Consider the following 13,502-nt stretch of genomic DNA (forward strand, 5'->3'; position numbering starts at 1 on the left):
ACTGAGCCCGATGGCACTCGAAGACCTGTCGATGTTCGGCACCGATCCGTGGTGGCTGGTCGTCGTCAAGGCGGTGTTCTGCTTCGCCTTCCTGATGGTGACCGTGCTGTTCTCCATCGTGTGGGAGCGCAAGGTCGTCGCCTGGATGCAGCTGCGCATCGGCCCGAACCGGCACGGTCCCTGGGGCATGCTCCAGTCGCTCGCCGACGGCATCAAGCTGATGCTCAAGGAAGACGTGATCGTCAAGCGCGCGGACAAGGTGGTCTACATCCTTGCGCCGATCATCGCGGCGATCCCCGCCTTCATGGCGATCGCGGTGATCCCCTTCGGTCCGTCCGGGGGCGAGGTCTCGATCTTCGGTCACCGTACGGCGATGCAACTCACCGACCTGCCGATCGCGATGCTCTACATCCTCGCGGTCGCCTCCGTCGGCATCTACGGCATCGTCCTCGCCGGCTGGTCCTCCGGATCCACGTACCCGCTCCTCGGCGGTCTGCGCTCCTGCGCGCAGATGATCTCCTACGAGATCGCGATGGGCGCCGCGTTCGCGTCGGTGTTCCTGTACTCGGGGTCGATGTCGACCTCGGAGATCGTCGCCCAGCAGCACGACCGCTGGTACATCGTCCTGCTGCCGGTCTCGTTCCTGATCTACATCGTGACGATGGTCGGCGAGACGAACCGCGCCCCGTTCGACATGCCGGAGTCCGAGGGCGACCTCGTCGGCGGCTTCAACACCGAGTACTCGTCCATCAAGTTCGCGATGTTCATGCTCGCCGAGTACGTGAACATGGTGACGGTCTCGGCCGTGTCCGTGACGCTCTTCCTGGGCGGCTGGCGCGCACCGTGGCCGATCTCCACGTTCTGGGAGGGCGCGAACCACGGCTGGTGGCCGCTGCTCTGGTTCGTCATCAAGGTCCAGCTCCTGCTGTTCTTCTTCATCTGGCTGCGCGGCACGCTGCCACGCGTGCGCTACGACCAGCTGATGAAGCTCGGCTGGAAGGTGCTCATCCCGGTCTCCGTGGTGTGGCTGATGCTCGTCGCGACCGTGCGGACCCTGCACAACGAGAACTACGACTTCGCCGATATCGCCCTGTACATCGGCGGCGCCATCCTCGTGATCCTGCTGCTGTCGTTCGTCGTGGACATCTTCCGCGACCGGGGAGCCAAGCAGCGTGCGGAGGTCGAGGAGCCGGCCGCCTTCGACCCGATGGCGGGCGGTTTCCCGGTGCCTCCGCTGCCCGGACAGACCCTGCCGCCCGTGCCGCGCCGACGCCCGCGCCATGAGCGGGAGTTGATTGTCAGTGGTGGCCCCGATACTGCGAGTGACGAATCACTTGGCGGATCTCGTGACGGAAAGGAGGCGTCCGATGGCTGACGAGAACGAGAAGGACACCGCGCCCGGGTTCATGAACCCCGTTGCCGGCTTCGGTGTGACCTTCAAGGCCATGTTCAAGAAGCGGCTGACCGAGCAGTACCCGGAGCAGCCGAAGACCACTGCTCCGCGCTTCCACGGCAGGCACCAGCTCAACCGCCATCCGGACGGCCTGGAGAAGTGCGTCGGCTGCGAGCTGTGCGCGTGGGCCTGCCCGGCGGACGCCATCTATGTGGAGGGCGCGGACAACACCGAGGAGGAGCGCTACTCCCCGGGTGAGCGGTACGGCCGCGTCTACCAGATCAACTACGCGCGCTGCATTCTGTGCGGCCTGTGCATCGAGGCGTGCCCCACGCGCGCGCTCACGATGACGAACGAGTTCGAGCTGGCCGACAGCAGCCGCGCCAGCCTGATCTACACCAAGGAGCAGCTGCTCGCCGGACTCGACGAGGGCATGGTCGAGTCGCCGCACTCGATCTTCCCCGGCATGGACGAGCAGGACTACTACCGGGGTCTGGTCACCGAGGCGGCGCCGGGCACCGAGCCGCAAGTGGCCGTCAGCAAGGGCGAGAAGCCCGACCCCGAGGGGGCCGAGGCATGATGCAGCTCGCCGCCTACTCGACCTCTACGGGCGAGGCCTTCCAGTTCTGGGTCCTCGGCACGGTCGCCGTCATCGGCGCGCTGTGCACGATCCTGATGAAGAAGGCCGTGCACAGCGCCCTCTGCCTCGCCGGGACCATGATCATCCTCGCGGTGTTCTACCTGGCCAACGGGGCGTACTTCCTGGGCATCGTGCAGATCGTCGTCTACACCGGCGCGATCATGATGCTGTTCCTCTTCGTGGTCATGCTCGTCGGTGTCACCGCGGCGGACTCCCTGACGGAGACCATCAAGGGGCAGCGCTGGCTGGCCGCCCTGTGCGGGCTCGGCTTCGGTGTCCTGCTGATCGTGGGGATCGGAAACGCCTCGCTGAAGCAGTTCAACGGACTCGGCAAGGCGAACGCGAACGGGAACGTGGAGGGCCTGGCCACCCTCATCTTCACCAAGTACGTCTTCGCCTTCGAGATCACCGGCGCCCTGCTGATCACGGCCACCATCGGCGCCATGGTGCTCACGCACCGCGAGCGCACCGAGCGGGCCAAGACGCAGCGGGAGCTGTCCGAGGAGCGGGTGCGCGAGGGCAAGCACCTGCCGCCGCTGCCCGCCCCCGGTGTCTACGCCCGGCACAACGCGGTGGACATCGCGGGCCTGCTGCCCGACGGCACCCCCTCGGAGCTCACGGTCATGCAGACGCTGCGCCAGCGCGGCCAGATCCGGGACGTCTCCGGTGAGGCGCTGAGCGACCTCAAGGCCCTGGAGCAGCGCTCGGCCGACCGTCTGGAGCGTTCGGAGGAGACGTCGAAGTGAATCCGGTCAACTACCTGTATCTCGCCGCCCTGTTGTTCACGATCGGCGCCACCGGCGTGCTTATCAGGCGGAACGCGATCGTGGTCTTCATGTGCATCGAGCTGATGCTGAACGCGTGCAACCTCGCGTTCGTCGCGTTCTCCCGGATGCACGGCAATCTCGACGGCCAGATCATCGCGTTCTTCACGATGGTCGTCGCCGCCGCGGAGGTCGTGGTCGGACTCGCGATCATCGTGTCGCTGTTCCGTTCCCGCCACTCGGCCTCGGTCGACGACGCCAGCCTGATGAAGCTGTAAGGGGCCGCGAACCACATGAATGCAGAGAACCTGATTGCGCTGCTGGTAGCGGCGCCCCTGCTCGGAGCGGCCGTACTGCTGTGCGGCGGGCGGGCGTTGGACCGGGTGGGTCACCTGCTCGGCACGCTGCTCGCGGCCGTCTCCTTCGTGATCGCCGTCGTGCTCTTCTCCGACATGCTCGGCAAGGGCCCGGAGGACCGCACGTTCAGCCAGCACCTGTTCAGCTGGATCCCCGTCGAGGGCTTCCAGGCGGACGTCTCCTTCCAGCTGGACCAGCTGTCGATGACGTTCGTGCTGCTGATCTCCGGTGTGGGCACGCTGATCCACATCTACTCGATCGGGTACATGGAGCACGACGAGCGGCGCCGCCGCTTCTTCGGCTACCTGAACCTGTTCGTCGCGGCGATGCTGCTGCTGGTCATCGCCGACAACTACCTGCTGCTGTACGTGGGTTGGGAGGGCGTGGGCCTCGCCTCGTACCTCCTCATCGGCTTCTGGCAGCACAAGCCCAGCGCGGCCACGGCCGCGAAGAAGGCGTTCCTGGTCAACCGGGTCGGCGACATGGGCCTGTCGATCGCGATCATGCTGATGTTCACCACCTTCGGGACGTTCGCCTTCAAGCCGGTGCTCGACAGCGTCGGTGACGCGTCCGAGGGCAAGCTCACCGCGATCGGCCTGATGCTGCTGCTCGCCGCGTGCGGCAAGTCGGCGCAGGTCCCGCTGCAGTCCTGGCTCGGGGACGCGATGGAGGGCCCGACCCCGGTCTCGGCCCTCATCCACGCCGCGACCATGGTGACCGCCGGCGTGTACCTGATCGTGCGGTCCGGGGCGATCTTCAACGCCGCCCCCGACGCGCAGCTGGTCGTCACGATCGTCGGCGCGGTCACGCTGCTGTTCGGTGCGATCGTCGGTTGCGCGAAGGACGACATCAAGAAGGCCCTCGCGGGCTCGACGATGTCGCAGATCGGCTACATGGTCCTGGCCGCCGGCCTCGGCCCGATCGGCTACGTCTTCGCGATCATGCACCTGGTGACGCACGGCTTCTTCAAGGCCGGGCTCTTCCTCGGCGCCGGTTCGGTCATGCACGGCATGAACGACGAGGTGGACATGAGGAAGTACGGCGCGCTGCGCACGTACATGCCGGTCACCTTCGTGACGTTCGGCCTCGGGTACCTCGCCATCATCGGCTTCCCCGGCCTGTCCGGCTTCTTCTCCAAGGACAAGATCATCGAGGCGGCGTTCGCCAAGGGCGGCACGGAAGGCTGGATCCTCGGCTCCGTGGCCCTGCTCGGCGCGGCCATCACCGCGTTCTACATGACCCGCGTGATGATCATGACGTTCTTCGGTGAGAAGCGCTGGCAGCCCGACGCGGACGGCCACGAGCCGCATCCGCACGAGTCGCCGTCGTCCATGACGATCCCGATGATCGTGCTCGCCATCGGCTCGGTGTTCGCGGGCGGCTTCTTCTCCATCGGCGACCGCTTCCTGAACTGGCTGGAGCCGGTCACCGGTCACAGCCACGGCCACGCTCCGATCAGCGCCGGCGTGGTCACCGGGGCCACCATGGTGTGCCTGGTGATCGGTGTCGGCATTGCCTGGCTCCAGTACGGGCGCCGAGAGGTCCCGGTGCTCGCCCCGCGCGGCTCGCTGCTCACCCGCGCCGCCCGGCGCGACCTGCTCCAGGACGACTTCAACCACGTCGTCCTCGTACGCGGCGGCGAGCACCTCACGCGCTCGCTGGTCTACGTCGACCACACCCTGGTCGACGGTGTGGTCAACGGGACGGCGGCTTCCGTGGGCGGTCTCTCCGGCCGGCTGCGCAAGCTCCAGAACGGCTACGTGCGCTCGTACGCCGTCTCGATGTTCGGCGGTGCGGCGCTCATCACCGCCGTGACCCTGCTGATGAGGGCGGTCTGATACCGATGTCCTTTCCTCTGCTGACAGCGACAGCGGTGCTCCCCGCCGTGGGCGCGATCGCCACGGCCGCCGTGCCGGCGAAACAGCGCACCGCGGCCAAGTGGCTCGCGCTCCTCGTCTCGGTCGGGACGCTCGTCCTCGCGGCGGTGGTCGCGATCCGCTTCGACCCGGGCGGCAGCCGCTACCAACTCACCGAATCCCACGCGTGGATCGCGGACTTCGGAGTCCGGTACGAACTGGGTGTGGACGGCATCGGGGTCGCGCTCGTCGCGCTGACCGCGCTGCTGATCCCGTTCGTGATCCTCGCCGGGTGGCACGACGCGGACCCGCAGGAGACCGGCGCTGAATCTCTTGGCAGCTTCGCTGCGGGCCGCTGGCGTCCGACGCAGGGCTTCTTCGCCCTGATCCTGCTGGTCGAGGCGATGGTGATCATCTCCTTCGAGGCCACCGACGTCTTCCTCTTCTACATCTTCTTCGAAGCCATGCTCATCCCGATGTACTTCCTCATCGGCGGCTTCGGTGACCGCGCGGGCCCGCACGGCGAGAAGGAGGCGGCCACCCAGCGTTCGTACGCGGCCGTCAAGTTCCTCCTCTACAACCTCGTCGGCGGCCTCATCATGCTGGCGGCCGTCATCGGCCTCTACGTGGTGGCGGGGAACTTCTCGCTCCAGGAAATCGCGCAGGCACGCGCGAGCGGCTCGCTCGACATGGCGACCAACACCGAGCGGTGGCTCTTCCTCGGCTTCTTCTTCGCCTTCGCGGTGAAGGCCCCGCTGTGGCCGCTGCACACCTGGCTGCCGAACGCGATGGGCGAGGCCACGACCCCGGTCGCCGTACTGATCACGGCAGTTGTCGACAAGGTCGGCACGTTCGCGATGCTCCGCTTCTGCCTCCAGCTCTTCCCGGAGGCGAGCAAGTGGGCGACACCGGTGATCCTGGTGCTCGCCCTGATCAGCATCGTCTACGGAGCGCTGCTCGCCGTCGGCCAGCGCGACATCAAGCGCCTTGTGGCGTACGCGTCGATCTCGCACTTCGGCTTCATCATCATGGGCATCTTCGCGATGACCAGCCAGGGCCAGTCCGGCGCCACGCTCTACATGGTCAACCACGGTATTTCCACCGCCGCGTTGATGCTCGTCGCCGGGTTCCTGATCTCGCGGCGCGGCTCGCGGCTCATCGCGGACTACGGGGGTGTGCAGAAGGTCGCCCCGGTGCTCGCCGGCGCGTTCCTGATCGGCGGACTCGCGACGCTCTCGCTGCCGGGGCTCGCCCCGTTCGTGAGTGAATTCCTGGTCCTGGTCGGCACGTTCACGCGCTACCCGGTGATCGGCATCATCGCCACCTTCGGCATCGTCCTCGCCGCGCTCTACACGCTGGTCCTCTACCAGCGCACTATGACGGGCCCGGTGAAGCCCTCCACCGAAGGCATCACCGACCTGCGGGTGCGTGAGCTCGCCGTCGTCGTCCCGCTGATCGCCGTACTGATCTTCCTGGGCGTGTACCCGAAGCCGCTCACCGAGCTGGTGAACCCGGCGGTCAAGCACACCATGTCCGACGTCCATAAGAAGGACCCGAAGCCGGAAGTGGAGGCGGCCCACAAGTGAGCGCTTCAGCCGTCCACAGCCTGTGGACAACTGCCGCCGATCCGATCTCCAAGATCGACGCACCGAAGATCGAATACGGGCAATTGTCCCCGACCTTGATCGTTATCGGTGCCGCCGTCCTGGGGGTCCTGGTCGAGGCGTTCGTGCCCCGAAAGTCCCGTTACTACGTACAGGTGTTCCTGGCGGTCGTCGCGCTCGCCGCCGCCTTCGCGGCGGTCGTGGCGCTGGCGGCCGGCGGCTACGGCACCACGAAGGCACACATCGCGGCCATGGGCGCGATCGCCGTCGACGGACCCGCGCTCTTCCTCCAGGGGACGATCCTGCTGGCAGGCATCGTCGCGATCTTCACATTCGCGGAGCGGCGGCTCGACCCGGAGGCGCACGGCAACCGCGTCGACTCGTTCGCCGCGCAGGCCGCTTCCGTACCCGGCAGCGACAGCGAAAAAGCCGCCGTGAAGGCCGGGTTCACCACCACCGAGGTGTTCCCGCTCGTCCTCTTCGCGATCGGCGGAATGCTGGTCTTCCCCGCGGCGAACGACCTGCTGACGCTCTTCGTCGCCCTGGAGGTCTTCTCCCTCCCGCTCTACCTGCTGTGCGCCGTGGCCCGCCGCAAGCGGATCCTGTCGCAGGAAGCCGCGGTCAAGTACTTCCTGCTCGGCGCGTTCGCCTCGGCCTTCACCCTGTTCGGGATCGCGCTGCTGTACGGCTACGCGGGCTCCGTCTCGTACGCCACCATCGCGAGCGTCGCCGACGGCTCCGTGCAGAACATCGACCCGGCCCTCGCCGGCACCATGGGCAACGACGCGCTGCTGCTCATCGGCATGGCGCTCGTCGTCATGGGCCTGCTGTTCAAGGTCGGCGCGGTCCCCTTCCACATGTGGACCCCGGACGTCTACCAGGGCGCCCCGACGCCGGTCACCGGATTCATGGCGGCCGCCACGAAGGTCGCGGCGTTCGGTGCGCTGCTGCGCCTGCTCTACGTCGTCCTGCCCGGTCTGCGCTGGGACTGGCGGCCGGTCATGTGGGCCATCGCCATCGTCACGATGCTCGCGGGCGCGATCGTCGCGATCACGCAGACCGACATCAAGCGGCTCCTCGCGTACTCGTCCATCGCGCACGCCGGCTTCATCCTGGCCGGTGTCATCGCCACGAGCCCCGACGGGATCTCGTCGGTCCTCTTCTACCTGGGCGCGTACTCCTTCGTCACGATCGGCGCCTTCGCCGTGGTGACCCTGGTGCGCGACGCGGGTGGCGAGGCGACGCACCTGTCGAAGTGGGCGGGGCTCGGCCGGCGCTCGCCGCTGGTGGCCGCGGTCTTCGCGATCTTCCTGCTCGCCTTCGCCGGTATCCCGCTGACCTCCGGGTTCGCGGGGAAGTTCGCGGTGTTCAAGGCCGCGGCCGAGGGCGGCGCGGGTGCGCTCGTCGTGGTCGGTGTGGTGTCGTCGGCGATCGCCGCGTTCTTCTACATCCGAGTGATCGTCGTCATGTTCTTCAGCGAGCCGAAGGCGGACGGGCCGACCGTCGCCGTGCCGTCGCCGCTGACGATGACGACGATCGCGGTGGGCGTAGCGGTCACGGTCGTGCTCGGCCTCGCGCCGCAGTACTTCCTGGACCTGGCGAGTCAGGCGAGCGTCTTCGTGCGGTAGCCGCTGCCGCGTTCGTACGAGCGTTCCGGTGCCCGGCGCCCCTGGAAAGGGGTGTCGGGCACTTCGCTGTCAAGGCACCTGTGGATAACTTCGGGGGTTGTCGGTCTGGACCCCTATCGTTGCTGGAGACGTCGAGCCACGGCGCGCGGGGGACAGGCGATGAATGGGACTGTGAGTATGAGCGAGGTGACGGAGCGCGAGGACGTCGAGCGTGCCGGAAGCATCGGCGGCGAAGGCATCGGCGGCGAGAGCTTCCGCGGCGAGGGCGTGGGCAGTGAGGCGCTGAGCACGCTCCACCGAGTCTTCGGGTACGACGCCTTCCGCGGCGAGCAGGAAGCGGTCATCGAGCACGTGGTGAGCGGCGGGGACGCCGTCGTCCTCATGCCGACCGGCGGCGGCAAGTCGCTCTGCTACCAGATCCCGGCCCTGGTCAGGCCCGGCACCGGGGTCGTCGTCTCGCCGCTGATCGCGCTGATGCAGGACCAGGTGGACGCGTTGCGGGCGGCCGGTGTGCGCGCCGGGTTCATGAACTCGACGCAGGACTTCGACGAGCGGCGCACCGTCGAGGCCGAGTTCCTCGCGGGCGAGCTCGACCTGCTCTACCTGGCGCCGGAGCGGCTGCGGCTCGACTCCTCGCTCGATCTGCTCTCCCGCGGCAAGATCTCCGTCTTCGCCATCGACGAGGCGCACTGTGTCGCACAGTGGGGCCACGACTTCCGCCCGGACTATCTGACCCTGTCGGTGCTCGGGCAGCGCTGGCCGGACGTCCCGCGCATCGCCCTGACGGCGACGGCGACGCATGCCACGCACCAGGAGATCACCCAGCGCCTGGGCATGCCGGACGCCAAGCACTTCGTGGCGAGCTTCGACCGGCCCAACATCCAGTACCGGATCGTCGGCAAGGCCGACCCGAAGAAGCAGCTGCTCACCTTCCTCAAGCAGGAGCACGAGGGCGACGCGGGCATCGTGTACTGCCTGTCGCGCAAGTCGGTGGAGGCCACGGCCGAGTTCCTCTGTCGGAACGGGATCGAGGCGGTGCCGTACCACGCGGGACTCGACGCGGGCACGCGTGCGAGGCACCAGTCCCGGTTCCTGCGCGAGGAGGGCCTGGTCGTCTGCGCGACCATCGCGTTCGGCATGGGCATCGACAAGCCCGACGTCCGGTTCGTCGCCCACCTCGACCTGCCGAAGTCCGTCGAGGGGTACTACCAGGAGACCGGCCGCGCCGGGCGGGACGGGCTGCCGTCCACGGCCTGGATGGCGTACGGGCTGCAGGACGTCGTCCAGCAGCGGAAGTTGATCAACATGGGGGAGGGGGACGAGGCGTTCCGCCGCCGCGCCTCCGCCCACCTCGACTCGATGCTGGCGCTGTGCGAGACGGCGCAGTGCCGCCGCACCCAGCTCCTGACCTACTTCGGCCAGGACGCGCCCGAGGCCTGCGGCAACTGCGACACCTGTCTGACCCCGCCCGAGACCATGGACGGCACCGTCGCCGCGCAGAAGATCCTCTCCACCGTGGTGCGGCTGCAGCGCGAGCGCGGGCAGAAGTTCGGCGCGGGCCAGATCATCGACATCCTGCTGGGCAGGCGCACCGCCAAGATCATCCAGTTCGACCACGACCAGCTCTCCGTCTTCGGTATCGGCGAGGAGCTGAGCGAGACCGAATGGCGGGGCGTGGTGCGGCAGTTGCTGGCCCAGTCGCTCATCGCGGTCGAGGGCGAGTACGGGACGCTGGTGCTCACGGAGGAGAGCGCGAGCGTCCTCGGGCGGGAGCGCGAGGTGCGGCTGCGCAAGGAGGCCCCGAAGGCGGCGACGCGGGCCACCGCGCGCGACCGCAAGGCCAAGTCGCCCGCCGCCGATCTGCCCGAGGAGCTGCTGCCCGTCTTCGAGGCGCTGCGGTCGTGGCGCGGGGCGCAGGCGAAGGAGAACGGGGTTCCGGCGTACGTCATCTTCCATGACGCGACGCTCAAGGAGATCGCCGTTCAACAGCCCACGTCGCTCGCCCAGTTGGGCACGATCGGCGGGGTCGGCGAGAAGAAGCTGGCTACGTGGGGCGACGGTGCGCTTGCGGCGTTGGCCGCCGCGCTTGACGGGGGCGGTGCCGGCCATGGTGTGCCGGCTCAGTCCCAGCCCCTGGGGCAGGCCCAGACCCAGACCCAGGCCCAGGCCCAGGCCCAGGCCCAGGCCCAGGCCCAGGCCCAGGCCCAGGCCCAGACCCAGACCCAGACCCAGGCCCAGGCTCCGGCGTCGGAGTCGGAGCCGGACTTCGGGCCCGAGCCCGAGCCCGAGCCCGAGGACATCGACTGGTGACGCGTCCTCCGGCCGACGGGCGCCTCGGCGCCGTTGCCGGTTGCTGATTCGTTGGCGGGTGCGGCGCCGTCGTGGTTGCTCGCGCAGTTCCCCGCGCCCCTTACGGGGCGCTGGTCCGTCTGTGCGTGCGGGGCCGGTGGGTTGTCAGTGGGGCGCGGCGACGATCCTGCCGGTGACGTCTCCGAGGCCCACCCGGGTGCCGTCCGGGCCCGGGGCCCATGCCGAGAGGGTGACCACGTCGCCGTCCTCCAGGAAGCCCCGCTTGCCGTCGGGGAGTTCGAGGGGCCGCTGCCCGTTCCAGGTGATCTCGATGAGCGAGCCGCGCTCGTTCTCCTCGGTGCCGCTGATGGTGCCGGACCCGTAGAGGTCGCCGGGGCGCAGCGAGGCGCCGCCCACCGTCATATGGGCCAGCATCTGGGCGCCCGTCCAGTACATGCCGGAGAAGGGGGGCTCGGAGATGACATGGCCGTTGAGGGAGACCGTGATGCGCAGGTCGTAGCCCGCGGGGTCCAGGGCCGGCTCGGCGTCGTCCAGATAGGGGAGCAGCGGGACCGTGCGTGGCGGTGCGGGCACGCGCGCAGCGTCCAGCGCGTCGAGCGGCGTGATCCACGCGGAGATCGACGTGGCGAAGGACTTGCCGAGGTGCGGGCCGAGCGGCACCGTCTCCCAGGACTGGATGTCGCGCGCCGACCAGTCGTTGAGGAGGCAGAGGCCGAAAACGTGGTCGCGGTAGGCGGACAGCGGCACCGAGGTGCCCTGCGCGGAGGGGGCTCCGACCACGTAGCCGACCTCCGTCTCGATGTCGAGGCGGACCGACGGGCCGAAGACCGGGGCGGGGTCGGCGGGGGCCTTGCGCTGGCCCGACGGGCGTACCACGTCGGTTCCGGAGACCACAACGGTGCCGGCCCGGCCGTGGTAACCGACGGGCAGATGCTTCCAGTTGGGCTTCAGCGGCTCCTCGTCGGGCCGGAAGAGCCGGCCGAGATTCGAGGCGTGGTTCTCGGATGCGTAGAAGTCGACGTAGTCCGCGACGTCGAAGGGGAGGTGCAGCGTGACCGAGGAGAGGGGGTGCAGGAAAGGCAGGACGGTCTCGCGGTGGGCGGGCACCGTCACCCAGGCGGTCAGCGCGCGGCGCACGTCGGACCAGGTCGTACGACCCGCCGCCAGCAGGGGGTTGAGGCTCGGCCGGGCCAGGAGCGAGACGTAGGGGGAGCCGAGGGCCGCGGCCGCCGCGCCCGCGTCGAGGACGTGGTCGCCGAGGCGTACACCGACCCGGCGCGCGCCGTCGGCGCCGTCCGTGCGCTCCGCACCGTCGGTGCCGTGGGAGAAGACCCCGTAGGGAAGGTTGTGCGGTCCGAAGGGGTCGCCTTCGGGGAGGTCGAGCGGGGTGTGCTCGGGCGTGCCAGCCATACCTACCTGCCTCACATTCCATCGATTGCGGTTCACGTTACGTGGGAGACGCGGGTTCGGGCAGTGCCTAAAGAGTTCGCAATGTCCGAATGACCCGTTGATGGAGTGGTCGGTTCCGGCTTAGCGTCTATGTCCGGTGGACGCGGACGGGGTGGGTCCATGTCCTAAGGGGGGAACAGGACACGTGGGGGGACCCGTGGCCAGGAGTACCGGTGCCGGTAGTGCTCGCGGCGGCGCCAGAGGTGTGCCGCTCGCCGTGGACCGGGACGTACCGGGTCTCATCGTCAAGTTCGGCGACTACCCGTTGCACCACGGTGGTGTGGGGGCCATCCGCAGTCTGGGCCGTCTCGGCGTGCCCATGTACGCGATCACCGAGGACCGGTTCACGCCCGCGGCGGCCTCGCGCTATCTGCACCGGGCCTTTCCCTGGCGGACCAGCGGGGCGGAGGAGTCGGGGCGCCTCGTCGAGGGGCTGCTGCGCATCGCGCGTCGCATCGGGCGGCCCTCGGTGCTGATCCCGACGGATGAGGAAGCGGCCGTCCTCATCGCCGAGCACCAGGATCCGCTCGCCGGCGCGGGGTACCTTTTCCCGCGCGTGGAGCGGGAGTTGCCGCGCCGTCTGGCCAGCAAGCAAGGGCTGCACGAGCTGTGCGCGGAGCACGGGATCCCGTCCCCGGCGGCGGTGTTCCCGGCGAGTCACGCCGAGATCGAGGAGTTCGCGGAGAAGGCGCGCTTCCCGGTCGTCGCGAAGAACCGGGAGGCGTTCACACGCCGCAGCAGCCCGGCGGTGAACGGGACGACGAAGATCGCGTCCCCCGAGGGGCTGCGGGTACTCGCCCGTGACTGGGGCGAGCGGCCCGGCGTGATCCTTCAGGAGTACCTGCCGCGCGAGGACGCCGAGGACTGGATCGTGCACGCCTACTTCGACCAGGACTCCACGCCACAGGCCATGTTCACCGGAGTGAAGGTCCGCTCGTGGCCGCCGCACGCGGGCATGACGGCGAACGCGTACGTCGTCGACAATCCGGAACTCGCGGACATCGCCGCGCGTTTCATCAAGCAGATCGGCTTCACCGGCATCGTCGACCTCGACCTGCGCTTCGACCGGCGCGACGGACAGTACAAGCTGCTCGACTTCAATCCGCGGATGGGCGCCCAGTTCCGCCTGTTCGAGAACGAGGCGGGCGTCGACGTCGTCCGCGCCATGCACCTTTCGCTGACCGGCCGCGACGTCCCGGAGGGGGAACAGCGGGCGGGCCATCAGTACGTGGTCGAGAACATCGACCTGCCCGCCCTGCTCGCTTACCGGCGCAGTGGATATACGACCCCGCACGCCCCGTCCCGCGCGAGCGGTACGGAGCTGGCGTGGTGGGCGGCCGACGATCCGCGGCCGTTCTTCACGATGCTCGCCCGCTTGGTACGACCAGGGGCGCGGCATCTTTACCAGCTGTGGCGGACCAACCGCCGCGGCAGCGCGACCGGTTCACCCGCCTGAAGCGCGGAGGCCGGGCGCGACCGGTCCATCCGCCCGACCCGCGGG

Annotated in this window: 10 protein-coding genes; 9 read left to right on the forward strand and 1 reads right to left on the reverse strand. The window is 68.8% G+C overall.

Annotated features, from left to right (window positions below):
• Position 1 precedes the first annotated feature (1 nt).
• The 8 genes from nuoH to recQ all read left to right on the forward strand — a co-directional run bounded on the left by nuoH (position 2) and on the right by recQ (position 10,552).
• Entirely contained in the window at positions 2-1,375 is a 1,374-nt protein-coding gene (nuoH, locus tag ACIREE_RS07180) for an NADH-quinone oxidoreductase subunit NuoH (protein ID WP_404148197.1), read from the forward strand.
• Positions 1,368-1,973, forward strand: a complete 606-nt coding sequence (nuoI, locus tag ACIREE_RS07185) for an NADH-quinone oxidoreductase subunit NuoI (protein ID WP_404147514.1) — start codon at positions 1,368-1,370, stop codon at positions 1,971-1,973. Before nuoH ends, nuoI begins: the two co-directional genes overlap by 8 nt.
• Positions 1,970-2,779, forward strand: a complete 810-nt coding sequence (locus ACIREE_RS07190) for an NADH-quinone oxidoreductase subunit J (RefSeq protein ID WP_404147517.1) — start codon at positions 1,970-1,972, stop codon at positions 2,777-2,779. The genes nuoI and ACIREE_RS07190 overlap by 4 nt, the downstream gene beginning before the upstream one ends.
• Positions 2,776-3,075: an NADH-quinone oxidoreductase subunit NuoK gene (gene nuoK, locus ACIREE_RS07195; RefSeq protein WP_003974374.1), complete on the forward strand. Its 300-nt coding sequence runs from the start codon at positions 2,776-2,778 to the stop codon at positions 3,073-3,075. Before ACIREE_RS07190 ends, nuoK begins: the two co-directional genes overlap by 4 nt.
• A 15-nt stretch (positions 3,076-3,090) precedes the next feature.
• Positions 3,091-4,992 (forward strand): NADH-quinone oxidoreductase subunit L, encoded by a 1,902-nt coding sequence (gene nuoL / locus ACIREE_RS07200; protein ID WP_404147519.1) that lies wholly within the window; start codon positions 3,091-3,093, stop codon positions 4,990-4,992.
• 5 nt (positions 4,993-4,997) lie between these two features.
• Positions 4,998-6,596 (forward strand): NADH-quinone oxidoreductase subunit M, encoded by a 1,599-nt coding sequence (locus tag ACIREE_RS07205; protein WP_404147522.1) that lies wholly within the window; start codon positions 4,998-5,000, stop codon positions 6,594-6,596.
• Positions 6,593-8,242 carry an NADH-quinone oxidoreductase subunit NuoN gene (gene nuoN / locus ACIREE_RS07210; RefSeq protein ID WP_404147525.1) on the forward strand — a complete coding sequence of 550 codons (1,650 nt, stop codon included), beginning with the start codon at positions 6,593-6,595 and terminating at the stop codon, positions 8,240-8,242. The genes ACIREE_RS07205 and nuoN overlap by 4 nt, the downstream gene beginning before the upstream one ends.
• A gap of 177 nt (positions 8,243-8,419) precedes the next feature.
• A complete protein-coding gene (gene recQ / locus ACIREE_RS07215) occupies positions 8,420-10,552 on the forward strand; it encodes a DNA helicase RecQ (RefSeq protein WP_404147527.1) in 2,133 nt (710 codons plus the stop codon).
• A 144-nt stretch (positions 10,553-10,696) separates the two neighbouring features.
• On the opposite strand, the gene fahA is transcribed toward recQ, so the two are convergent.
• Complete coding sequence (fahA, locus tag ACIREE_RS07220; protein WP_404147530.1) at positions 10,697-11,962, reverse strand: fumarylacetoacetase; 1,266 nt, start codon at positions 11,960-11,962, stop codon at positions 10,697-10,699.
• 244 nt (positions 11,963-12,206) lie between these two features.
• On the opposite strand from fahA, the gene ACIREE_RS07225 reads away from it, so the two are divergent.
• Entirely contained in the window at positions 12,207-13,457 is a 1,251-nt protein-coding gene (locus ACIREE_RS07225; protein ID WP_404148199.1) for an ATP-grasp domain-containing protein, read from the forward strand.
• Positions 13,458-13,502: the final 45 nt, after the last annotated feature.

It is taken from the genome of Streptomyces sp. NPDC102467 (assembly GCF_044765445.1).
In the GTDB taxonomy this organism is placed as follows: domain Bacteria; phylum Actinomycetota; class Actinomycetes; order Streptomycetales; family Streptomycetaceae; genus Streptomyces.

Bases quoted from the DNA above. Each gene is read 5' to 3' on its own strand.
- nuoI (WP_404147514.1), top strand. From the start codon at position 1,368: ATGGCTGACGAGAACGAGAAGGACACCGCGCCCGGGTTCATGAACCCC.
- ACIREE_RS07190 (WP_404147517.1), top strand. From the start codon at position 1,970: ATGATGCAGCTCGCCGCCTACTCGACCTCTACGGGCGAGGCCTTCCAG.
- nuoL (WP_404147519.1), top strand. From the start codon at position 3,091: ATGAATGCAGAGAACCTGATTGCGCTGCTGGTAGCGGCGCCCCTGCTC.
- ACIREE_RS07205 (WP_404147522.1), top strand. From the start codon at position 4,998: ATGTCCTTTCCTCTGCTGACAGCGACAGCGGTGCTCCCCGCCGTGGGC.
- recQ (WP_404147527.1), top strand. From the start codon at position 8,420: ATGAGCGAGGTGACGGAGCGCGAGGACGTCGAGCGTGCCGGAAGCATC.
- fahA (WP_404147530.1), bottom strand. From the start codon at position 11,962: ATGGCTGGCACGCCCGAGCACACCCCGCTCGACCTCCCCGAAGGCGAC.